The sequence below is a fragment of the Ruegeria sp. THAF33 genome (assembly GCF_009363615.1).
In the GTDB taxonomy this organism is placed as follows: domain Bacteria; phylum Pseudomonadota; class Alphaproteobacteria; order Rhodobacterales; family Rhodobacteraceae; genus Ruegeria.
In genome coordinates this window covers 19,750-42,263 of record NZ_CP045388.1, presented here as the reverse complement: position 1 = coordinate 42,263, position 22,514 = coordinate 19,750, and the positions used below count along the sequence as shown (strand labels likewise).

At 56.9% G+C, this 22,514-nt stretch carries 22 protein-coding genes and 1 pseudogene; 15 read left to right on the top strand and 8 right to left on the bottom strand.

The features are described 5' to 3' along the window. Nucleotides 1–80: 80 nt before the first annotated feature. Nucleotides 81–986, top strand: a complete 906-nt coding sequence (locus tag FIU92_RS22485; RefSeq protein ID WP_152460868.1) for a hypothetical protein — start codon at nucleotides 81–83, stop codon at nucleotides 984–986. 24 nt (nucleotides 987–1,010) lie between these two features. Here the strand turns inward: FIU92_RS22485 and FIU92_RS22480 are convergent, their stop codons facing one another. The 7 genes from FIU92_RS22480 to FIU92_RS22450 all read right to left on the bottom strand — a co-directional run bounded on the left by FIU92_RS22480 (nucleotide 1,011) and on the right by FIU92_RS22450 (nucleotide 8,381). After that, nucleotides 1,011–2,174 (bottom strand): cysteine desulfurase family protein, encoded by a 1,164-nt coding sequence (locus tag FIU92_RS22480; RefSeq protein ID WP_152460867.1) that lies wholly within the window; start codon nucleotides 2,172–2,174, stop codon nucleotides 1,011–1,013. Nucleotides 2,175–2,178: 4 nt separating this feature from the next. Further along, nucleotides 2,179–2,553, bottom strand: coding sequence for a DNA sulfur modification protein DndE (gene dndE / locus FIU92_RS22475; RefSeq protein ID WP_152460866.1), 375 nt, complete (start codon nucleotides 2,551–2,553; stop codon nucleotides 2,179–2,181). Continuing rightward, nucleotides 2,543–4,492, bottom strand: a complete 1,950-nt coding sequence (dndD, locus tag FIU92_RS22470; RefSeq protein WP_152460865.1) for a DNA sulfur modification protein DndD — start codon at nucleotides 4,490–4,492, stop codon at nucleotides 2,543–2,545. Before dndD ends, dndE begins: the two co-directional genes overlap by 11 nt. Next, entirely contained in the window at nucleotides 4,489–5,949 is a 1,461-nt protein-coding gene (gene dndC / locus FIU92_RS22465; protein ID WP_152460864.1) for a DNA phosphorothioation system sulfurtransferase DndC, read from the bottom strand. Before dndC ends, dndD begins: the two co-directional genes overlap by 4 nt. After that, a complete protein-coding gene (gene dndB / locus FIU92_RS22460) occupies nucleotides 5,946–7,052 on the bottom strand; it encodes a DNA sulfur modification protein DndB (RefSeq protein ID WP_152460863.1) in 1,107 nt (368 codons plus the stop codon). The genes dndC and dndB overlap by 4 nt, the downstream gene beginning before the upstream one ends. 211 nt (nucleotides 7,053–7,263) lie before the next feature. Next, on the bottom strand, nucleotides 7,264–7,968 hold the full coding sequence (locus tag FIU92_RS22455) for an RES family NAD+ phosphorylase (protein WP_254705430.1): 705 nt from the start codon (nucleotides 7,966–7,968) through the stop codon (nucleotides 7,264–7,266). After that, nucleotides 7,965–8,381: an antitoxin Xre-like helix-turn-helix domain-containing protein gene (locus FIU92_RS22450; RefSeq protein WP_254705429.1), complete on the bottom strand. Its 417-nt coding sequence runs from the start codon at nucleotides 8,379–8,381 to the stop codon at nucleotides 7,965–7,967. The genes FIU92_RS22455 and FIU92_RS22450 overlap by 4 nt, the downstream gene beginning before the upstream one ends. 599 nt (nucleotides 8,382–8,980) lie before the next feature. Here FIU92_RS22450 and FIU92_RS22445 point away from each other — a divergent pair. The 11 genes and pseudogenes from FIU92_RS22445 to FIU92_RS22395 all read left to right on the top strand — a co-directional run bounded on the left by FIU92_RS22445 (nucleotide 8,981) and on the right by FIU92_RS22395 (nucleotide 20,379). Beyond that, complete coding sequence (locus tag FIU92_RS22445) at nucleotides 8,981–9,349, top strand: phosphoglycerate kinase (protein ID WP_152460861.1); 369 nt, start codon at nucleotides 8,981–8,983, stop codon at nucleotides 9,347–9,349. Between the two features lie 120 nt (nucleotides 9,350–9,469). After that, nucleotides 9,470–11,335, top strand: a complete 1,866-nt coding sequence (locus FIU92_RS22440; protein WP_152460860.1) for a ParB/RepB/Spo0J family partition protein — start codon at nucleotides 9,470–9,472, stop codon at nucleotides 11,333–11,335. Between the two features lie 317 nt (nucleotides 11,336–11,652). Next, nucleotides 11,653–12,708, top strand: coding sequence for a hypothetical protein (locus FIU92_RS22435; protein WP_216646617.1), 1,056 nt, complete (start codon nucleotides 11,653–11,655; stop codon nucleotides 12,706–12,708). Nucleotides 12,709–12,986: 278 nt separating this feature from the next. Further along, nucleotides 12,987–13,325, top strand: a complete 339-nt coding sequence (locus FIU92_RS22425) for a DUF736 family protein (RefSeq protein WP_152460858.1) — start codon at nucleotides 12,987–12,989, stop codon at nucleotides 13,323–13,325. A gap of 262 nt (nucleotides 13,326–13,587) precedes the next feature. After that, the gene (repA, locus tag FIU92_RS22420) at nucleotides 13,588–14,715 is read left to right on the top strand and encodes a plasmid partitioning protein RepA (protein ID WP_254705428.1); all 1,128 of its coding nucleotides are present in this window, start codon (nucleotides 13,588–13,590) and stop codon (nucleotides 14,713–14,715) included. A 32-nt stretch (nucleotides 14,716–14,747) separates the two neighbouring features. Then, on the top strand, nucleotides 14,748–15,689 hold the full coding sequence (gene repB / locus FIU92_RS22415; protein WP_254705427.1) for a plasmid partitioning protein RepB: 942 nt from the start codon (nucleotides 14,748–14,750) through the stop codon (nucleotides 15,687–15,689). A gap of 275 nt (nucleotides 15,690–15,964) precedes the next feature. Further along, complete coding sequence (gene repC, locus FIU92_RS22410; protein ID WP_152460855.1) at nucleotides 15,965–17,260, top strand: plasmid replication protein RepC; 1,296 nt, start codon at nucleotides 15,965–15,967, stop codon at nucleotides 17,258–17,260. Between the two features lie 328 nt (nucleotides 17,261–17,588). Then, nucleotides 17,589–17,969 (top strand): helix-turn-helix domain-containing protein, encoded by a 381-nt coding sequence (locus FIU92_RS22405; protein WP_071233279.1) that lies wholly within the window; start codon nucleotides 17,589–17,591, stop codon nucleotides 17,967–17,969. Continuing rightward, nucleotides 17,969–18,223, top strand: a pseudogene (locus tag FIU92_RS23250) (HipA N-terminal domain-containing protein); the annotation flags it as partial. The gene FIU92_RS22405 and the pseudogene FIU92_RS23250, both read left to right, overlap by 1 nt. A gap of 96 nt (nucleotides 18,224–18,319) precedes the next feature. After that, the gene (locus tag FIU92_RS22400; RefSeq protein WP_371419774.1) at nucleotides 18,320–19,201 is read left to right on the top strand and encodes a type II toxin-antitoxin system HipA family toxin; all 882 of its coding nucleotides are present in this window, start codon (nucleotides 18,320–18,322) and stop codon (nucleotides 19,199–19,201) included. Between the two features lie 281 nt (nucleotides 19,202–19,482). Further along, complete coding sequence (locus FIU92_RS22395) at nucleotides 19,483–20,379, top strand: ArdC family protein (protein ID WP_040179439.1); 897 nt, start codon at nucleotides 19,483–19,485, stop codon at nucleotides 20,377–20,379. A gap of 50 nt (nucleotides 20,380–20,429) precedes the next feature. On the opposite strand, the gene FIU92_RS22390 is transcribed toward FIU92_RS22395, so the two are convergent. Beyond that, nucleotides 20,430–21,155, bottom strand: coding sequence for a hypothetical protein (locus tag FIU92_RS22390; RefSeq protein ID WP_040179378.1), 726 nt, complete (start codon nucleotides 21,153–21,155; stop codon nucleotides 20,430–20,432). Between the two features lie 332 nt (nucleotides 21,156–21,487). On the opposite strand from FIU92_RS22390, the gene FIU92_RS22385 reads away from it, so the two are divergent. The 3 genes from FIU92_RS22385 to FIU92_RS22375 all read left to right on the top strand — a co-directional run bounded on the left by FIU92_RS22385 (nucleotide 21,488) and on the right by FIU92_RS22375 (nucleotide 22,341). Then, the gene (locus tag FIU92_RS22385) at nucleotides 21,488–21,688 is read left to right on the top strand and encodes a hypothetical protein (RefSeq protein WP_152460854.1); all 201 of its coding nucleotides are present in this window, start codon (nucleotides 21,488–21,490) and stop codon (nucleotides 21,686–21,688) included. Between the two features lie 69 nt (nucleotides 21,689–21,757). Then, on the top strand, nucleotides 21,758–22,117 hold the full coding sequence (locus FIU92_RS22380) for a DUF2958 domain-containing protein (RefSeq protein WP_040179373.1): 360 nt from the start codon (nucleotides 21,758–21,760) through the stop codon (nucleotides 22,115–22,117). After that, nucleotides 22,114–22,341 (top strand): hypothetical protein, encoded by a 228-nt coding sequence (locus tag FIU92_RS22375; protein WP_040179371.1) that lies wholly within the window; start codon nucleotides 22,114–22,116, stop codon nucleotides 22,339–22,341. The genes FIU92_RS22380 and FIU92_RS22375 overlap by 4 nt, the downstream gene beginning before the upstream one ends. Nucleotides 22,342–22,514: the final 173 nt, after the last annotated feature.

Sequence of the window (22,514 nt, the reverse complement as noted above, 5' to 3'; positions counted from 1 at the left end):
ACTATGTGTTTTGAGGGGTGTTGGTCCAGGATGCTGCTCGCTATAGTTGATGCCTTTAAGCGTAGATCCTTGGATATAAAATGAACAGTCTAGAAGCCGCATTGCAAGGTCAGTTGCGGCGGCAAAGTGAACCTTTCGACGCCCTTTGGGCCTGCCGCACCATGGTCTCTGACGGCGCCTACTTGGCGTCCCTGAGAACCCACGCTCTGCGAGTTCTTCGGGTGATCTCCAGTCTTTCAGGAGGTGGTGGTAACAGCTCTGCGTGGGACGGGGTGTATCATAACCTTCATCAAGCGCTGTCGCTGCAGAGCGTTGGTCTCTACACTGACGTTTTCAACGATAGTATGATGTGCAGCTCGGGTCGCGACTACGACAATGCTGTCTCAGATGTGAAAGAGAGGTTTGTTTCCGGTCAACTGGTCTTTCAAGGCGCTTGGAACGCTTTTGAAATTGCGGGTGAAGCGCTTTTTTTGCATGGGAAAAAACCAACGTCACAGGCTGTCCGTCATAGGCTGGAAAGGTTTGGCCATCAGCCGATTTTTGGGCTTAAGGAAGCAATGTTCGACGCACACTCGAGAGCTCTCACTTATATCAACATGCAAGAGCGACCGTTCAAGGAGGCCATCGCTTCGGGCAGCTATCTGGGTGTTTCAGCTGAACTGCTGCGCCAGTTTCGGAACGGTATTCTTCACGGGAAAATCCAGAGTTTGGAACCTCAAGATTGGGGGGAGGACTCTGACGATAAGACCTGTGATACGCAGACCGAGCTGTTCCATGCTCAAATCCGCCTCGTGCTATTTCTCCTTCAAGCTATCCTTGCACGAGTGGAGGCAAATCATGAAGTTTGGTTCAATGAAGGCGACTTGGTCGAGGAACTCATCTTCGCGGTTCAAAAAGAAATTCCAGAAGATGCGGTCGATCACACTGAAGAAGAAACAGACATGTCCGGATTGTTCGTGGATCAGAAGTACATTCACTACATCTAGCAGCGATGTGCCATGCTTGCCGCTCTATGCACTGCGTAAGAGCAGAAGCTCGTGAGCCGCTCGACCAAAGAGATCAGCAATCTCCGAAATGTCTTCTTGGCGAGTTTGTCGTCCCAGACCCAGCCTAAACGCATTACGTGCCCTTGGAGTGTCGCCGAACATGGCGAGCAGAACGTGAGAGGTTTCGACATGTTCCGTGGCGCAGGCGCTCGACGCGGAGAAGCAGACGTCGTTTTTTAGCTTCTGCATCAGCGCTTGTGGGACAACGCCGTTGATCGTGAGCGACATCGTGTTTGGCAACCGCGCCTCAGTGTTCCCATTGACCTGCACGGATAAGGCTCCTTTGAGTTCCTTTTCGAGCTGGTCTCGAAGAGCACCAATCCGATCCCGGTCACAGTCTATGTGCTTTGAAATGAGTTCAAATGCATGTCCCAACCCCGCGATGCCAGATGTGTTCAAGGTCCCTGCCCTTAATCCTTTCTCTTGTCCGCCGCCAAACATCACGGGTGCCAAGTTCACCCGTGGCTTTCGGATCGACCTGTAAAGGGCCCCTACCCCTTTCGGTCCATAGGCCTTGTGTCCGGAAAAACTCGCCAGATGGATGGGCGCATTCTTGAGATCAAGTGGCACAAGAGCAGAAGCCTGCGAGAAGTCCGTGTGAAACAGCGCCCCAGCCTCCTCTGCAAGCTGGCCTGCCTCCAAGATGGGCTGCAAAACGCCCGTCTCATTGTTGGCGGCCATGATGGAAACCAAGCCGGTCTGATCGGTTAAAACCTGGGCCAGCTCATCGAGCGAAATCTGGCCACCTTCATCAACGCCCAGTCGCGTCACTCGTGCGCCTTGGCCCTCGAGAAAGTCAAAACAGGCCAGAACCGATGGGTGCTCAATTTTCGTGGTGATCAGGTGGCGCCGTCCTGCCGCCTTCAAAATTGGAAATGCACCGAGGATCGCAAGGTTGTTTGCTTCGGTGGATCCAGCTGTGAAAACAAGCTCGGTTTCCTTGCAATTGACATGGGTCGCGATTTGCGCGCGTGCAGTCTCGACAATCCTTGCCGCTGCCGAACCTTGACTGTGATCAACACTTGACGGGTTTGCATAGCTGTCCCGACTGACTCGTATAACTGTCTCCAAGACATCCGGATCAATCGGCGTTGAAGCATTGTGATCGAGATAAATCGGCGCCGACATTGTGTTATGCACTTCCTGCGATCAGTTCAGCCGCATCAGCCGGGGACTTTAAGCGGACCGAGAGTTGTCGAACGCCACGATCAATGTGCATCCGCAGGCGCTCCAGCAAATCATTGTCGTCGGCCTCGTTCTCTTCTGGGTCAAGCTCGACATATTTTAAGAGATCGATGAAGAGAGGCTGGAAGTCCCCAAACAGCGTGTAGGCATTGAATTCCTGTCCCTCGCCCGAGTCATCAGCCACGCCGGAAACGGGTCCGGCTTCAAATGATGATAACATCGCCATACGACACACGAGGTTTGGCGTCAGGCCTGATCTTTGTGAGATGATCCTGACCTGGCCAGTGGCCGTTGATGAAATCCGAAACTTGTTAATGTGCATCGGTTGTCTCCAGGAGGTGGGCATCCCGTGCATGGTCCAGCACAGTGATCTCCGTGCGTCGCCCGCCGACGACCGCACCGATTTCAAAGCGCCTGCTCACGTAAGGCGAGATGATTTCCGAAAGATCCGGTGTCAGCTCGGTATCGGTGCACAGCATGATAACCTGGGCAGAGCTACGCGGTACGTAATTTGCCATCAGGTTCGTGCGGTGCTGCTGGTCCAAACGTGACAACGGCGTGTCGATAATCATAGGCAGTTCTCTTCCGCTTGTTCTACCAAGCGCCCAAAGCATTGAAATTGCGAACAGCTGCCGTTCGCCGGCGGAGAGTTCCGACGGTGTAATTTCCCTGCCCTTTTCACCCAGAAGCTTCATCTGGAAGGAATTCGGGTCGACTATGACCTCGCGCACGAGGGACTTGCGCGTGACGAGCCCGCTAAAGGCGTCAATGAAGTGCTTTGAAAGCGAGGCGAGGCGCAGCTGAACAATCCGCTGTTCGTAATCATTGAGCGCGGCCTGCGCCCGCGTCGCCAAATCACGCTTTTCTTGTGCCTTTGCCAGAGCAAAAACGGCGTCTCGCGATTTACGCAACTCGCGTTCCAAGCGGTCGATCAGCGCACGGGCCTGCGTTGCCGTATCTTGTTTGCGCTTGAGCTCGGCTTCAACGGCGCCGAGCTCAAATTCGGCTTTCTTTAAGTCCTCAAAAGCACCGGATGCTGCACCTGGCCGGAAGTTCTTTAACTGGTCCTTCAAGGTCGCGCGTTTTTTTTGTAGCTCTGCCAGTTGCGCAGCAAGCTTGGCCACCTTAACCCGTTCGTCCGGCACCTGAGCAAGTTTCTCCATGACCCAATCTGGTTCCGTGCTCAAAGCCATTTTGGGGCCGGAGCTTTGACGGCTTTCAGCGAAGTCACGAAGTCGCGCAAAATGGGTCTTCGTCCATGTCGCGTCATTGCCCACGGTCTGTTGGAAACTCGAAACGAAGGCCTCGATTGCGAGGGCAGACTGCTGACTTCGAGCATGCTCCACATCGGATAAGAACTTTGCCAAGAGCTTTGGAGCCAAGCCGAAAGGTGCGACACCGTTCACGAGCGACTTAAGGGCGTTGGTTTGCTTGCTCAGGTCAGTCTCTACACGCTTGAGTTCCTCCGACAGAGTGTCACGGCTCAATGCGATGCTGCCGCCTTCTTGCTCAAAAACCTTCTGTAATGCTTCGCTTCGGCGCGCAAGCTGAGTGCGTTTTGCCGATAAAGCCCCAAGTTCTTCTTCAGAAAAGACTAGGTCAGACTTGGCAATTTCGAGATCGCGCTGGAGACTTTCAAGGTCAGCGCCGCCTTCCCGGCCCATACTGCGCGACTTGTAGAGAGCGAGGTCACCCCGAAGCTGGTCAAGAATGTCGATGCCCAGCAGAGATTTGATTGCATCAGTCAGCCCTGTATTTTCCTGATCATCTGCAATGTCTTGGATCTTTTCCCCGTCAAAAAAGAAAAGCTGCGAAACACCCGCTGGAATGATGTCTTCGAGATAGTGGTTCCAATCCTCGGTCGGGATATCATCGACTGGCGCACCATTGCGTTCAAACTCGAGGCTTTCGACAACACTTGCGCCACGGGCGGCCCAAGCACGGCGCACAGTGTATATGTCCTCGTTGCCGAGGTTTTGGCTCTTGAAGGACAATTCGACAGAGGCAGTGCGGTCCGTGGCAAAGTTGTTGATCCGTTTGAGCAGATGCCGCTCATACTCGGCTTGGCCAATACGGGCACCGAGCGCGCGTTTACCATACAGCGCCAGACGCACAGACTCCAGGAACGTAGTCTTCCCCGCCCCATTATGGCCAACCACCAAAACTACAGGCTTCTGGCCGCCGGCATCAGGGGCCAGTTCAAATCGGTGCTCACCGCCATAGAGACCAAAGTTAACGAGACGTAGGGACACAAGGATCATAATTTGGTCTCAAATAGTGGGTTGGCCGCTGTCGACTTGTTCTGTTCCAGCCGCGTTTTTCGCTCGTTCAGAACTGTTGTTTCGTCACGCCATTCCTGCTCAAGGATGGAGGCGATTTTTCTGTGAATAAGGGTGCGTCGCTTGAGGCCACGTACAGAACGTTCGGCCTCGAGAAGCTGGGCCATGAGACGTGGTGGCAGATCATGTGCAGTGCAGACGTCAGCCAAGACCTTCGCGTCATCACCTTGAAACTCAAACCCTTCAGTCGCCTCAGCTGGAAGCTCTTTACCCGTAACCGATTTGACAGTTTCCGAAACAGAATCGCCCCAGTCACCGTGCTCACTGCGCCAGATACGACGGATCTCCTTAAGCTCTTCGATTTGAATGAGGACCGTCTTCTCCCCTGGTGGTGCCTTGGCGTTCACCTGCTCTTGGGCTTCGAGGACCTTGCGAAGGAGTTCCTTTCTATAGCCGAAGAGGTACGGACCAGGAATTGATGTCTCGGAGTCGCCAACGAACGTGACAGAACCGTCCCGCCGCTTGAAATCTCGGAATTCCCTTTTTCTGTCAGGGTTTTGCGTTTCGGCCAGCTCGTCACGTAGATCAAGAAGTGGTTCTAGCCATTCTTCGCCATTATCGACCATGGCTTCCATGGCTTTGTCTTTGGTGACGACTGTACAGACCCAGCATCCGAACCTCGAGTTGCCGCAGCTTTCTGTTTGCTTATCCACCACAAGCGGGCACTCGCCAGCTTGCGCGTTCCTATACATGGCAAGCAGATCGCGGTTATCCGATCCCCAGGGCGACTGGTTTTGCAGTAGGAAGGCCCAGACATCATCCACACTAAACGCCTCGATTGGCGTGAATACATAAGCCCCCGGCAAGGTCGAGTGACGCGACAATGCCGTTCCATCGATCTTATGTAGCGACATGACCTGAGCGCGAGTCGCGCTCTCAGCGGATCGCACGCCCAAGACCATGACGACTTCGCCGTATTCAGCAACGCGGTTCTTGATGAAGGCATTTGCTGGATCGATCTTCAGCCGTTCGGTGCACCAGCGAAAGCGTTTTGATGGTGCGGGATATCCGCGACCGATCAGGTTCACCCAGAAGCTATCCGAAATCTCCGGAACGACTTTTTGTGCAGTGATCGGCATCTTCTGTTCTGCCGCTGCTGCGTTGATTGCCGCCAATGTGTCGTCGATGTAGTTCACGATGACTGGCGTCTCCACAAGCGTATCGGAGCTCAAGACGAAAATTGGTTTGCGTCGTTCATTTTCCGGAAGCGCGCAAACGGCACCCCAGATCAGCTGTAAAGCACAGGTTGAATCTTTTCCGCCGCTATATCCGATCACCCATGGCCGATCGTCTGACTTGTAGACGGCGCGAATGTGCTCCTGCAGAGCGCCCAGGTCGAGGCCTGCCTTTTTCGCTAAATTATCTATTTTTGATGTCATGTGACGACCTTCTCCTCAGCCAATGACGCCAAGTAGTCGTCTTCATTCGCTTGTTCTTTTTCGTTCAGGGGTAGGCCCACAGCCCCAATCAGGACGTTTGCCGCCAGATGCACGGATTTCACACTGCCATCCATGCCGCGGGCACCCATTACGCGAGGACGCCACAGTTGGACATTGCGCTTACTCCAATCAATCTCTGCAAGGGGAGCGAGACTTTCCGCCCATCCATCTGGTTTGGCTGCGATCAGCCGTGCCCCCAAGACGCCAAAGGCCTGCAGCATGACGCCATGGGCATGAACCGTCTCTTTGCGTAAATCGCCAGCCGTGGTCACGCCTCGCATCAGTTTCTGCCAGTCTGGCATGACTTCGGATACCTGCCGCCAATACGCGATCACAGTGCTTTCGGTGTTTTCACCGAACCGGTCCGCGTCTTGCCCCGCCAGCCATTTGTTGGCTTGATTTAGACTGGACAAGGTGAAGAGGTTTTTGGCTCGGTTTGAGAGCGACGTCTTTTCGAGCTCGGTGAATTCCTGGAAGAACGGAATTCCTTCCAGCACGCGCGTACTTAAACGCGCCAAAGGGTTTCTGCGGTCATAGAGGACATTCAAAGACCCGGATGGGCGCACCGCATTCTTGTTGAGGTCTGCAAACATTTGCTGGCAGCGCTCCAAGCCCTCATCCACAAAGAGCACAACTGAGATCGTTTCGTTTTCGAGTTTGGGTCGCGTTTTCAGGGCCTCTTCAATTGCCGCGCGGCGGTGTTGCCCATCATTCAAGATAATGCGAGCCGTCATCGAAAGCCGTAGCTCGCCAACGTTGCGGAATTGAAGGTTGTCGCTGGCGGGCGAAAACTCCAGATCCCCGTCCACGGATGCGCAGAGAGAGGAGAGCGTGTATTCTTCGAAGTTGTCCGAAAGATAGGATGCGATTTGCGGGACGCGGACATTTGACAAAACGCGCTGAGCGCGCAGGTCAGCCGGTAATTCCTGGCTGTCGAACTCGAAAATCTTTGGCACCATTTTAAGCGGTACCATGATCACATAATACTCGGTCCCAGCTTGGACGCCGCGTATGGCCGCAAAATTGTAGAAATTGCCACTCATGAGAACCCCCTGCCGTTACGCTGGAAGTCTATGGAAGTCTGACGGGAAGTCAATGTCTGTTTGGCTATTGTGCCTCGGTTTCTCTGCTGGGTGAACCGTTTGGCAAGCTAGAGCCCGTACCCGCCCTATATTGCTGCACTCACTAGTCCACCCGAGCGCCGAATACGAGTGAAATCGTCACCAAATCGCCGATATACAGAGTATCATGCGGCTAGCGCTTGGTCATGATGGGTGTGGGATCGCCGTCCCAAACAAAATCCCAAGCCGCGCCCTGCCGGATATTCTGCACGAGATGGGGACGAAGCGCGACCAAGCATTGGCCGTCCGGGTGACGTGAGGATGGGTAAAGGATCCCGTTGCCGTCTGAGCCAAGCACATCGCGTGCCAGGACTTGCCCCGCCGGGTATGCGGTCGCAGGGTCAGTGTGCAATGCGGCGTCTTCTGTTCCCGGGGCGAGTTCGTGAAACTGAGACGTGAATCCGGCAAAAAGCTCCCTGTAGGACGTGGTGTTTTCAAACACGCCGGTCGCCTCAAGCTCTCGCGTCAGATGCGAGGATACCTCGGCTTGCGCGGTTTCGATCGCAAGCTCTCCATAGGACGCGTACCACGCCCCGCGGTCCGGGCCATTGAACCTGTTGCCTGTCGGGCGAGTATAGCAGAACGCTGCATTCACCAGCGTCCAGCCATACCCGGCGGCCTCGGTCAGAAGCTCACCAGGATGAAGGCCGCCCGGGATCGGCAAGGTGACGGACTGGCGCGCGGATGTGAGTCCTTCGATTTCCTCGAGGATCGCAAGGTCATCTTCATCATCTGCCAAGGGAGCCATGGCGGGCTCGTCGATATAGGCGGTGGAAATCAGCCGGACAGTTTTGGGGTCTGTGAATTCGACCTGTGCTAGGTCACTTGCTCTGATCACACGCCACCTCGGAGCGCGTCGATATGCTGGCGCATTTTCATCATCGCCGGAATGCCGCCTTCGCACATGATCTGAACCGGGGTTTTGCCGTTAAAGCCCGGGCCTGCATTTGCGGTCTTTGGCCAGCCATATGTGAGCGGGCCGTTGAACAAGAGCCTCAGGCCTTTGAACAGCCCGATCAGCAAGCTTGCGCGGGTGACCTTGTCCTGATCCAGCACGCCCTTGTAGGTGCCAGCCTTCATGCGCCCCCAGGTGGCTGTCGGGACATCGAACAGCATTGCAGCCTCGGCATTCGACAACCCCCAGGCATCAGCGGTCCGCACAACGCCTTTGATAATCGCGGCGATCTTGTCCTGTTGGTCAATTGGTTGGACATATGCCGGTTGAGGCGCATTTTGGATGGGTTCAAGCATCATAGCCTCCATATGAGTAGAAAAAACATATCATATGATTGAGTATTGTCTATATCCTTTATATGGCGTGCGTTGCTTGATTGGGTTGGCACGTCAGCACCTCGCGCTGACCAGGCTCTTGGCTGCGCCCGGAGCCGCGTGTGTCGCGTCTCCGCCAATTCTGGAAACGATCCTTCGTGCATGTCTCAGATGAGATCGCGGGCGAGACCGCGATCGCTTGAGCCAGAGGTCAGCCGGGTCTCCGCTCCGCTCTAACCCGGCTGGCAGATTTCCATTCCTTGATTCCGCCTGCCATCCGGTCGGCGTCCCGAACAGGGGCTCTGGTGTCGCGTTCCGCGCCAGCCTCCTCGGAGAAATCCGGTTCCTCCCACGCGGTCGCGCGGGTCCCTCCCGATTTCACCGCTCCGGCCCCCTGTGTCGGGTCGCCGTCCGGCCGCAGGTCGTGCTTCGCCCTCCCCTGCTCTGCCCAGCCGAAAAGCACGGGGGCTTTTCGGACTGACAGATCAGTCGAGGCCTCCGCCACTGGCGGTAAGCGGGCCAAGGCCGAGAGGTCGCCAAAAGAAGATTCCGCGCCGCTCTAACCACGAAAGGAGCAGGCCATGGGCCTCGACCAATACGCATATGTCAAAACAGCCGAGAGCGGAGAAGAAGGCGAAAGCCCGAAATTCGTCTGGCGCAAGCATTCCAAGCTGCAAACCTTCATGGAGGCGCTCTACACCGAGCGGACCGGGCTTTCGGCTTCCGATCTGAATTGTGGTGAGCTGAAACTGGAAACCGCCGACATCGACACGCTGGAACAAGCCGTAAAGGGAAGCGCCCTGCCCCGGTGCGAGGGCGGGTTCTTCTATGGGCATCAGTTTCAGGACGAGCAGGCCAGCGAATACCACGACTACGATCTTGAATTCTGCGCATGGGCGCGGGCTGAGATCGAAGCCGGATCGACCGTGATCTATTCCTGCTGGTGGTGACGCCACCGGGGCCGAAGCCTCAAGCGTTCCGGCCCCCTCCCCTACCCCATCCACAAAACCAGCCGCCGAGCGCCTGTGTCGCTCCGAGCAAGCCTGACATCCATCCAAAAGGACAAACCAATGACCAAGCAACAACCCATCCAAGCAGACACCACCAGCGCCGTGATCCTGCAAATCCCCTTGGAGATGGCCTACATCTCCGATTTGAACCCGCGCAAAGCCGTTTCCGAGGCCCATATCGAAAGCTTGGCCGACAGCATCAAGCGTTTCGGCCTCATCCACAATCTCGCAGGCCTCATGGACGAGGATGGCAAAGTCGGGATCGTCGCGGGCGGCTGCCGCCTTCGCGCCATTCAATTGATCGCGGCACGTTCCGAGAGCCATCCCTTCACCACGGTTCCCGTCAAACTGGCGGCAGACGCCGCCGAGGCCGAAGATTGGGCCAGCGCTGAGAATGCAGCGCGCGAGGACATGACCCCAGCCGATGAAATCCGCGCCTTCGGTCGTATGAAATCGCGCGGGGCCACCGTGCCGGAAATTGCCCTCGCCTTTGCTGTCACCGAAGCCCGCGTTTATCAGCGGTTGGCGCTTGCGGGCCTGCCCGCGCTGGTGCTGGACGCCCTTGCAGCAGGTGAGATCAGTCTTGGCACCGCCAAGGCCTTCACCCTCTCAGACGATGAAGCGCTCACCCTGAGCATTCTGGATCAGGTGAAAGGACAAGCCGTCTCCGAGAGCGCGATCAAGAACTCGCTGCATCCCGATGCGATCAAAGCCACCGACCGCCGCGCCAGGTTTGTTGGGGTTGAGGCCTACGAGGCCGAGGGCGGCACTGTCACCCGCGATCTCTTCTCCGACGAGGTCTTCCTCGCCTCCCCTGCCCTTCTGGATCGGCTCTTCACCGAGAAGCTGGAAACAGCCCAGGCCGATCTGGTCGAAACCCAAGGCTGGGCATGGGCCGAGGCCCGCAACGAGGCCTGGCTCAACTACTATGAGCTCGATCAGATGAAGCTGGTACGCCTCTACCCCGTCGAGGGTGATCTGACCGAAGAGGAAGCAGAGGAATACGACGAGTTGGCTGACCTCGCCAATGGCGGAGTTCTGGACGAGGATGGCGAGGCGCGGCTTGCCGAGTTGCAGGCTCTTCTCGACGGTGACTATACCGAGGACCAGAAAGCCCATGCGGGCTGCATCATCCTTGTGAACGGGTCAGGCAAACCTGAGATCACAGCTGGTCTGGTTCGCCCCGAGGACAAGAAAGCCGCCATCGACGCAGGTGTCCTGCAAGCGCCGCAGACCACCAAGTCAGACACCCCGAAATCCCCCTACTCGCAAAAGCTAGTGGCGGACATACAGGCAATCCGGCTGGCCTCCGTGCAAGCCGCCCTGCTGGCCAAGCCGGAACTGGTTTTGGACCTGCTGGGTTTTGGCCTCTCGGAGGCATCAGGCAGCTTCGAGAGTGTTTTCGACATTCGGCTGGACCGCCCGAACAATGTGCCGAGTGTTGAAGATGGCTTTGCCCGCGAGCCGCGTTTGGAGCACGGGGTCGATGCCATCGAATACTGGCAGAAAGGCACCCGCGTGGAGGACCTGTCCGAGGCCTTCGCCACCTTCTGCGAGACCGGCAAGAAGGCCCGCAATGCCACTATTACCGAAGCGGTCGCGCGCACCCTGCCCTACCGGGCCGGTGGCGTGGAGTTCTTCGGCTTGATTGGCGACGAGGCCGGGGCCGATATCCGCAAGCACTGGACGCCCACGGCAGAGAATTTCTTCTCGCGGGTCTCAGCCGGTCATCTGGTCGATTTGCTTTGCGAGTTTCTCGATTGCGATGCCCGCGACGAGCGGGTTGCCGGTTTCGCCAAGCTCAAGAAAGCGGAAAAGGCCGAGAAGATGGAGAAGCTCGTGAGTGATCCAACCACCCAGAAACTCATGGGTCTGACACCGGAACAGAAAGCCAAACTCGACAAATGGGTGCCCGACTGCACCTGACGGCTCCTTCGTGGGGAGACCCAACTGGCCCCGCATCACGCGGGGTCTTTTTTTGTTTAGCGTTTTTCCAAGAACAGGCCTTCAAAATTGTCCGGCGGCGGGGCAGAAGGACAAGCCCCCTGCCCCGCCGCCGGACCGGCGCTGTCCGCGCAGGAGCACCGCCTGGGCGGCGCGATTTGACTTAAATTCCTAGTCAGGACTTCACAGAGTTGTTCCACTGTCAGGCGTAACTATATGAAAAATTGAGAAATTGACTGGATTCAGCCATGAAGCAAATATCGCGAGAGGAACTCTATGAACTCGTCTGGCGCAAACCAATGATAAAGCTTGCGGAGGAATTTGGCCTTTCAGATCAGGGCCTTTCCAAGATTTGCGCGCGCCACGCGATTCCAAGGCCGCCGCGGGGGTATTGGGCAAAGTTGGAAGCTGGCAAGAAGGTTGAAAAACGCGATCTGCCTCCCTGCCCTGCGGGAACGTCCAGTATCATCCGGATCACGCAGAGCGGTCAGTTTCAAAGAAAATCCCGTGCAGGCAGGAAACGTGTTGAGGAGGCTGCGGTGAATATTGCCAAGACATCCATCCCCGGGACGCTTCGCAATCTCCACCCGATCGTTGCGGCTTGGGTGGACGAACACGGTAAGGAACAAGCTGAACGTCGCGCCAAAAAACGTGGGCGTCGTTTGGACGATTTTTGGTGGGGTGAAGACGAACTACCGGATTTGACCGACAGGGATCGCTATCGCTTTCGGGTTACAAGCGCGCTTCTAAAGGGGTTTGAAGACCAAGGAGGTCGCGCGCATGAAGGAAGTATCCGTGGCAAGTTGAAGTTTGAAGTTTCTGGGGAAAAGTTTGAGGTTTCTGTTGTCGAAAAGATGTACCAGTTTCATGGAAGGCCGTCTGATGAGCCGAAGGGCTGGACGGCTTTTCCTTACCACCACAACAGCGCTCTGGCCCCCACCGGGTTCCTGCGCTTCACGATCACGACCTATCTTGGAACGGGTGTGAAGAAAGAATGGGTCGAAACAAGCACGCTCAATGGTGAGGATTTGCTTCCAACCGTGATTGCGGGCCTCATGTTGGCGGGCCCAGCTTTGGCCGCCCGGCGCGCAGAGTTTGAGGAGCGAGACCGTCGCATTGAGGCCGAGCGGATCGCAGAGGAAGAGCGCCGTCATATGGCTCAGCTTGAGCAGGAGAAATGGCGTCTGTTTCGGGGCCGGGCGAAGGACTGGGAAGAAGCGCAAAGGCTTCGTTCCTTTCTCGCCGCACTTGAAGCGAACCCTCATGGTCTGGCCGATGAGATTGACGGTATGCCAGCCGCTGACTGGTTGAAATGGGCACACCGCAAGATCGAGGAATTCGACCCGTTGGTCTGATCCGTTGGCGGCCCCTTGACGTCAGACATTGGCGTCAATCCATGCTGGTGGTGCGTCGCTCTGGCCTTCCATCGGCGTTGCTTAGAATGCTGGTCGCAGGTCCTGCCAAAACCACAAAGGGCGGTTACCAGAATTCTCCCCTGCCCCTTCGGATCATTCCTCGCGAAACAGAATTCTGCTTCCCTACCCTTCTCCGCTGCGCTCTGCCTCCGGTGTGGTTTTGGCATTGGTCCCTGCCTTCTGACCATCATCGCAACACCAAAGAAAGGACCCTGGCGATGACCACCAACTGCATTAAATTTGACGCTCCCGATATCGAAAACGCCAAAGGCAGCGGTTCGATTTCCACCCTGACATTCGACATCGACATTACCGTTGAGCCCGTTTCCAGCGACAATCCGCTGGCCCCGACGCACCGTGTTCTCGGCCGTTCTCCCCGGGGCCGTCTGGTCGAGTGCGGCGGGATCTGGAAGAAACAGAATCGGGAAACCGGCGCCGACTACTTCACGCTGACGATCCGCGATTTCGGCTTCAATGCCAATCTCGGCAAGGCTGCGAACCAAGAAGATGATGCGCTCCAGGCCGTCATTCCCTGGGCCCCCCGGGACGCCCAATGACCTCTGCACCGGGCCAAATTCGGGTCCGGTGCATCCACTCCTGGGGTGCTGTTAACAGCTGTTAACTCCCCGGGGCGTTTCGCTTCCCTAGTAGTCCGTTAGTTGGGTGGCACAAATTGTGGATAAAATCCTTGACTTAGCAGGGTGAATCACGGCCATTAGAGTCAAGTTGCGCAAATAAGCGCGTTCGAGCAGAGAAATTGCAACTATGTTCCAAACGGCACCCATCGAAGCAGCCTCTCAATCTGAGCTTACAAGCCAGATGGCGGCGCGTCTACATACTGCGCTCACCACGCATCTTCAGCAAGCTTATGCGCCCGATCAGCGCAAGAATTTGAGACTATTCAGCGCAACAGAGACTGCTGAGCTTCTTGGCGTGACGGGTCAGTTCCTGCGCAAGTGCCACAGTGAAGGGTCCCTGCCAGAGCCGGACGTCATCAAGAACGGACGCCGGTTCTATACCGGTGAGGAAATCCTGCAAGCCCGCCACCTATTGGAGGCGAGCTCGCGCACACCCGGGAAGTACCTTCCTGGCCGCCGTGAGGGTGATAAGCTCCAAGTCATCCAGCTGATGAACTTCAAAGGCGGTTCGGCCAAGTCCACTTCCGCTATTCACCTTTGTCACTACCTTGCCCTGAGTGGATACCGAGTTTTGGCTATTGATCTGGACCCGCAAGGTAGCCTCACGGGTTTCTGCGGGATTCAGACGGAACTGGAGTTTGAAGGCGCGTCGATTTATGACGCGCTGCGCTACGAGGATCCTGTGCCCATGTCAGAGGCCATCGTGGAAACCTACTTCCCGGGTCTCCATCTCGCGCCAGCCCGTCTCGTGCTGAGCGAGTTTGAAACCGAGACCGCAGTCAATGCGGGCCGCGGCGTTGCTTTCTTTGAGAAGCTCAGCAAAGCGATTCAGTCCGTTGAGAGCAATTACGATGTGGTGGTTATCGACAGCCCACCGGCACTCGGGTTTCTGACCCTGACCGGCCTCTATGCGGCAACCTCGGTCATCGTGCCGATGACGCCAAGCATGCTCGACCTGGCCTCAACACAACAGTTTGTGGAAATGACTTCCGCCTACCTCGGAGTGATCGAGGATACGGGCGTCAAACTGGATCATGACTTCTTCTCCTTCCTCATCACGCGTGATGATCCGAGCGATATTCCAAGCCAGCAGATCGTGAGCCTGATGCGAGCCCTGTTTCAGGACCGCGTCGTGGCAGCCACGAGCTTGCGAAGCACGGCGATTGGTGACGCATCCATGCTGAAGATGTCGATCTACGAGGTCTCACGATCGGAGATGACGCGGTCGACCTATGATCGCGCCAAGACCAGTATGGACGCGGTTGGTGCGGAAGTTGCGGCAATGGTCCAGCAGGCTTGGGGGCGTTAATCATGGCTATGGGGAAAAACAAAACTGGGATCATGGCCGCCATTACAGCGGCGACAGAGGCGCCGAAAGACGGGGGGTCTGATCGAGCGCATCGTACCTTGCCCAAAGGGACGATTGGGTCTGTTCGTGCGGGGCTTGGCGGCATCCAGGATATTGATACAAACCTCATCCTTGCCTGGGGCCCCAAGGACCGGCTCGATATCGAGTTAACAGCTGTTAACAACGCTGAGCCGAATGAATCGATCCAGGATCTCGCCTCCAGTATCGCCGAGGCTGGTCAGCAAGTGCCTGTGCTTCTGCGCCCGTCAAAGGAAAGAGACGGGCATTTCGAGGTGATCTACGGCCAGCGACGGATACTGGCCTGCCGGCATCTTGGTATCCCGGTGCGCTCTCTGATCCGAACCCTTGATGATACAGACGCCCTGTTGGCAAAGGGGCTTGAGAATGCTGGGCGTGCAGAGCTGAGCTACTACGAGCGCGTTCGTTTTGCTCAAGCGATTTTGGAGCAGGGTTATTCCCGGGCGGAGGTATGCCAGGCTCTGGCGATCAGCAAGAATACCTTGTCGCAGCTTGAGCGCATCAACCGCTTGGTTCCCACGGCCGTCGGTGAAGCGATCGGTGCAGCGCCGGGGGCAGGGCGCCCGAAATGGACGACACTCGCGACAGCCTTTGAAAAGGAGCAGTTGACAGAAAAGGCTGCTCTTGGGGTTCTGGGTCGTTCCGGTGACTTGGAATCCGATGGCCGGTTGGAGCTTGTGCTCAAGGAGATTGGCAAACGCGGTAAGCAAGAACGCACTGTTGAGGAACGCTCGCCACTTCCTGGTGTTCAGATCAAGAGTGGAAAGTCCGGCCTCTCAGTGACCGTAAAGAGGGCAGGGGGCAATACGAATTTTGCAAATTGGCTGGATCAGAACTTGGACCAGCTCATTCAAGATTCCTTCGAGCGGTTTCAATCAGAGAACGACGAAGGATAGTGGCGGTTAACAGCTGTTAACCGCCGAAACGGAGGCAATGAGCAGAAAGGAGAACGGCACCTAAAAGAAAACCCTCGAAACCGAAGTCCCGAGGGCTGCTGCGCACAAGGCGCGATTTTGTTTTGACACCACAATCCTAGCAGCCCGCGAATCGCTAAACAATGAAAAACGTCTTCGGGCGAACAGGTTTTCTGTGCCTGCATAGAAAAATGAAGAAATTCAATGATGCTCCGTATGGAGCGACTGGGACAGGCATGCCTCAGAATGGTGGAGGTATGTCCAATATCAACCAACCCTCGGGCTGGCGTAAGGCAACGGTTGGTCTTGCTATCGCTGAACAGCACGCACAGAACGGCGAGAAGGCGGCTGTTCCCAAATCGCAAGCCTTTGTTTCAGTGAAGCGCGTCGGCGCTCACATCGGCCTCAAAGCTGGCGACATGCTGCTCCTCGACACGCTTGGAGCGTTCACACAAGCTCAGGACTGGGAGGAGGGGCAGCGTCCGATCGTTTGGGCGTCGAATGCCTACCTGATGGAGCAGACGGGTTTCTCGCTGTCCGCGCTCAAACGCCATGCGCGCCGCCTGGCCGAGATCGGCGTGATCTCCTTCAAGGACAGTCCTAATGGCAAGCGATGGGGCCGCAGGGACGCTGACGGGCGCATCATCGAGGCTTACGGTTTCGATTTGTCCCCGCTGTCGGCCCGCGTCGAGGAATTCGAACAGCTCCAGGCTGAATTGCAGACTGAGCGCGAGCTCTGCCAGCGCCTGAAGCGCCAAATTACGGTTGCGCGCAGGATGATCCGCGCCCGGCTCGAAGCGGCGTCTCACGCGGCGCTGAGTGGGCCCTGGGAACATCTTTCAGGGCTCTTCGAGGATCTCCTGGGCCGTCTTCCGCGCCGAAACTCGGGTTCTGAGACGCTTGAACGGCTCCTGGCCTGGTTCAAGGAGCTTCAGGAGCATGTCGAGGCGGCTTATCTCAAGGGAACTCGGACGAATGAGGCTGTGGATAACAGCGCTGAAAGCATCGAACAAATCAGTGAAAAGACTCAAGAATTGAACCCCAGGGAGGTCAAGCCTGAACCTCATATACTAATTACAACTCAACTTAATCCTGTAACCTGTAATCGCTCAGAAACTGAGCAAGCGGCGGGCATGGTGCCCAATGCGCCACCGGAAGAGTGGGTGGATAGGGAGTTGGAGGATTGGGTTGCCGAAACGCGCAAGAAACGCGGTGCTGCGCTTGATTTGCCGACGGTGATGCAAGCTTGTCCTGAATTCGCGTCCTGGGCGCGCAATATGGGCGGGTATCTGAAGGGTTGGGGCGATTTGCACCGGGTTGCTGGGCAATTGAGACCGATGATCGGCATCTCGGAGCACGCTTGGAACCTCGCTCAGGACCGCCTTGGGCCTCAAATCGCCACGGCGGCGCTGGTTTTGACCTTCGACAAGCATTGCGCCGGTGAGGTGGCGTCTCCAGGCGGATATCTGCGCGGCATCGTCCAAAAAGCCGGGGCAGGGGAGTTGCATCTCGAGCGCAGCTTCTATGGCCGATTGAGCGGGCAGGCGGCGTGAAGAAGGGGGTCCACCGGTCGATGCCCGCAGGTTTACTGCACAGTGAATCTGCAAGATTTCGCAAGTATGGGTCCGAATCTTTCGCGAGTCTGTCTGAATGTTCTGCAGTGGATCATAGGGCAGGGGAGGGGATGCGCCAGAAGTGTTTCCTGAGCTGTTTTTTTGAATAAACCGGAGAAAAGTTCGCTTTAATTGGTTTAGATCGGAGTTTCAGTCGGATTATGACGCGAAACCTTGATTTATGTGGTGTGAGGCTTTATACCGGAGAAAATTCCGGACTAAGCCTTTCAAGCCGGAAAAATGTACGATGTAACCCTTGGAGAGTGTTGTGGGCTCATTGCAAGTTAAATCCGCTTTGTCGCAGCTTGGTCGCGATATTCAGACGGCGCGCAAAAGGCGCCGCATGTCGGTTGCGGATTTCTGTAGCCGGATTGGTGTTAGCGACAAGACTCTTGCAAAGCTGGAGCGGGGCGATGGTGGTGTTCGGCTTGAGACCTTTGCCATGGCGCTTCTGGCTCTGGGCATGCTGGACCGGTTGGCTGAAATCGCCGACCCATCTTCGGATGCCACTGGCATCGGGCTGGATAGAGACAAACTCCCAGAGCGCATCCGGCAGCGCGGCAGGCACATTAGAACCATCCCGACTAAATCGAAAGATGCGCCAAAAGGGACGGTTGCTGTTGATGATGATGAAGGGACAGCATTTTAATGCCTGAGGCTTTTGTTGTTCTTGGGGACGCCTGTATTCCCGTTGGTCGTTTGATTTTTGAAACCGATGGACGCCGGTCTCATTCCACGTTCATCTATGATGAAAGATGGCTTGAAAATCCGATAGGATTTGACCTCGCTCCGGACATGCCGCGCAGTCTTGCGCCTTTCCATTCTTCGTCTGAGGGGCGCGACAGCCGTCGTCGAGATGTTCTGGCAGGGCCCTTCACGGATACATCGCCTGATAGTTGGGGGCGTAAGCTCATTCGCCGGGTGCACGGTGAGGGCGCGACGGAGTTTGACTATCTGGTTGCTGCAGATGACAGGGCCCGCCAGGGGGCGTTACGGTTTTTGAATGAAAAGGGTGAGGTATTCCATCCGGATCAGCCCCCCGTGCCGCGCCTGGCGAATATTGAAGAACTGCGCGCGATCGCGGCACGGTATGAGCGAGATCCGGATGGAGCTGAAGCCGAAGCGCGTGATCTTGTCGGCGCGGCTGGTTCACTTGGCGGTGCGCGCCCCAAAGCCAATGTCGAGGATGGCGATGACCTCTGGATCGCAAAGTTTACCTCGATTGATGATACATGGCCCGTTGAGCGGTTGGAAATCGCCACGCTAAATATGGCGCGCGCGGTCGGTATTCGAACACCGGAGGCACGACTTGAACTGGCGGCCAGCAGGCATCCTGTTGGGCTCATCAAACGCTTTGATCGCCGCAAAGGTGGTCGTCTGCCATATATGTCGGCCCGTACGGCTCTTGGGAAAAAAGGATCTGCTCACGGTTATTACACCGACATTGCAGATGCTCTTCGTCAAATGTCTGTTCTTCCTGACAGGGACATTCTGGAGCTTTGGCGGCGCCTATTGTTCACCGTGTTGATCACAAACACTGATGATCACCTGAAAAATCATGGGTTTCTCTATGTGCGCGACAATCGATGGCGCCTGTCACCGATGTTTGACGTAAACCCGCAGCCACGCAGACAACCGACTTTAGAAACCGGGATCAGTGATATTCACGGCTTTGAACCCTCAGTAGAAGCAGTTGTCGAAGCCGCGCCCTTCTTTGATATCGAGCAAGCTGATGCCAAGGTTATGGCCAGGGAAATGGCAAAAACGGTGAGCGAGATCTGGGGTGATACACTCCGCCAGCATGGTATTACCGGGGCCGCGCACAGAAGATGCGCGCCAGCCTTTGAGCATGAGAGGATGGAGACGGCTCTCGGTTTGTAAGCGGACCATCTCAACATGGATGCCAGACGTTGCCACAGTGGACGTGATAAAGCGTGCAACATGTTTGTGCGAATGATGGGTGCCGAATTCTAGCCCCTTGAACCTCCTCATTTTCATCCCCGTGCGAGCAAGGGGATCGCGGGTATGGCAGACGCCGCCGCCCGCGCAATGGTCTGCCCGCTCCATTCGCTGACGCTCCCGTGTTGACCATGCCCGGGTGGCTTATTGCGTCCGCCATTTCCTCCCGCGTCCCGCACGGGGACGAGAAAATGGAGGATCACATGGCAAAGCCCGATATCTACACCCGCATCACCGAGAAGATCATTGCCGATCTCGAGGCTGGCACTCGACCCTGGCACAAACCCTGGAATGCCGAACACCTCGCCGGTCGCATTTCCCGGCCCCTGCGCCACAACGGCGTCGCCTACCGGGGCCTCAACATCATCCTGCTCTGGGCCGCATCTGTCGCCCATGGCTATGCCGCACCCACCTGGATGACTTATCGTCAGGCACTCGAACTCGGCGGGCAAGTCCGCAAAGGGTCCAAGGGTCAGCTTGTCATCTATGCTGACAAGATGCGCAAAACCGAGACTGATGATGCGGGCCAGGATCGTGAGGTCGAGATTCCCTTCATGAAGGGCTATACGGTTTTCAACGTCGATCAGATCGAGGGACTGCCTGAGACCTACTACGAGGTGGCTGAGCCGATGCCCGAGACCGCCGAGCGCAATGCCATCGCGGAAGCGTTCTTCGCAGCGACCGAGGCCGATATTCGCTATGGTGGCAGCCAGGCCTTCTATGCGGTCGATCCCGACTACGTGCAGATGCCGCCCTTCGAGACGTTTGAATCCCCGGAGGCGTATTACTCAACCCTCGGCCACGAGGTTTGCCATTGGACTCGCCACCCCAAGCGCCTAGATCGCAGCTTCGGCCGCAAACGCTGGGGCGACGAAGGTTATGCCCAGGAGGAGCTCGTCGCTGAGCTTGGTGCCGCTTTTCTGGCCGCTGACCTCGGGTTGTCACCGGAACCGCGCGATGAACACGCCGCCTATATTGCGCATTGGCTGACCGGTCTTCGCAACGACAAGCGGTTCATCTTCCAGGCGGCTGCTCACGCTCAGAAAGCCGTCGACTACCTGCATGGGTTGCAGCCAAACACGGACGAGGTCGCCGCATAGGCGGCCTCTCACTCTAGCGCCGAAGTGGTGGAAATCCTCAAGGCGCGCCTTCAGTGCCGCGACGGCGCCTCCACCATGTCATCGGTGCTGAGTTGGAGACAGGCGCGCCAAAGCGGCGTCTTCCAATAGGTCTTGTCGGAGCGCCTGTCGCTGCCGGGGGCCTCCGCCAGAAACCCGATCCAGCTCAAGGGCCGCAAGACGTGGGTGAATAGAAACCTCGCGTGGTCGTAGTATTCCCGGTCATAGACCCCTTGCCGTTCCAATCCGTAGAGCGTCTTCACCAGATGCGGCTCGGATAGGCCCTGTTCCGCCTCGACGTTGATGATGTTGAGGAAGATGTCCCAGTTGCCCGGCGCTGTAAATTCGGAACGCGCGGTGCGGGCGTGATTGTAGCGGAAGATGTAGGTCTCGGCGAGGTCTGCGAAGAAGGATCCACGATTTGAGGCCAGCGCTCTGGCTTTCTTTGAGCCTTGGAACTTGCCCTTCACGTGCCGACCCAGCTTCATGACGATCATGAGATCATGCACGACCATGGCCGGCGCGACATCCCACTCATTGAGGACCTTGTTCAATCGCAGCAACTCCTCTGCCTTGTAGTCCGGCCAGGGCGAGTTCTCCGCCATCCAATGCGCGAACTTCCGGTTGAACGCCTTGGTCTGTGTCAGTCCGATCCCGCCGTGTGTGTCGGCATAGGCGAAGGCGAGTTCCAAGGCCCGCAGCAGCCGGGACTGGTCCAGGACGGGATCGTCATCGGCAATGGGTCGAAGCTTGATCATGCCTCGCCATATCAGGTTGTGCGGCGAGATGTCATTCCGATGGTGGCAGGTTCATCTAAGTTCAGACGTCATCCATCGTGGACGTAGCCAGTCCTCCTGCGGTCTGGCGTGATCGGCACGCAGCCCGGCCATCTCAGTTCCCCTGTCGTTTTCTTCCTGATGCAATTTCCGCGACCTGTCCCATCTGCCGGGCGCGGCCTTCAGCCATCCCCTTCAAGCAGAACTTTCCCCTGTGCGCTTCGCGCCCATTCCTCGCGCAGCAAAGTTCAGCCTGACAGCCGGTCCGGGCGGTCACGGTCTCTCGTTTGCATCGAAAACGAAGGAGAACCGATATGACCAAGTACTACACCGTCACCACCCCCGACACCGGCAAGGATGGCAAGAGCCGCTTCCACAAGGTGGGTGTCGCCTTCCCGCAGAACGAAGGCGCAAAGTCCTTCATGACCATCCAGCTCTTCGCAAACCCGGTGAATGGCGAACTCGTCCTCTTCGAGCCCAAGGCCGACAGCGACGACGGCCAGGTCACCGAGTGACCCGGCCAGGGAGGGGCCTCGCGCCCCTCCCGCCAAATCTCACCGACATCTCATACGAAGGACAGACAAATGGAACTTCTGCCTCAATCCATCCTCGATCAGCTGGCCGCCAATGGCCGCGCCAATCAAGAGCGCATCGAAGCCGGTGAAGACACTATCGACCATCATCCGGTGGTCAAGCTCTTCACGCCCGACGGCGGCGCCACCTGGCTCCTGAGTGAAACCGACCCCGAAGACGCGGATATCTCTTTCGGGCTTTGCGACCTCGGCCTTGGTTATCCCGAACTGGGTTCCGTTCGGCTCAGCGTTCTCAAGGCGCATCGTGGCCGTCTCGGGCTGCCCATCGAGCGCGACCTCCACTTCGAAGCTGACGCGCCACTCAGCACCTATGCCGAGCGCGCTCGTGAAGCTGGAGGGATCATCGCATGAGCACCAATATTCGTCCCGAACACATCAGCGCCTTTGAGGCGCTGACCTCGGGAGAACACGACAATTTCGCACTGTTTTCCTGTTTCCTCGACGGAGCACCTGCGGTTGCGATCGTTGCCGTGACGCCGCCAGAAATCGCGGACGGCGAGTACCAGATCACACCGCTCTTTGTGGGTATCACGGAGAACATGGTTCTGACGGATCATGAAGGTACTGCCGCCTGACGGTCGCGCGTCGCGTAGCATCCAGAAGACGAGGTCGCCCATTTCAGGGCGGCCATTTTTTGGTTTCGATCATGATCCCACGCGAACAAAACTGAACGAAATTTTGGCGGCGTCCTGGCGAAACAGAAGGGCTCACTGTTCCCCGGCTGGTGTTGGTTTGAAGCGTGTTGAGT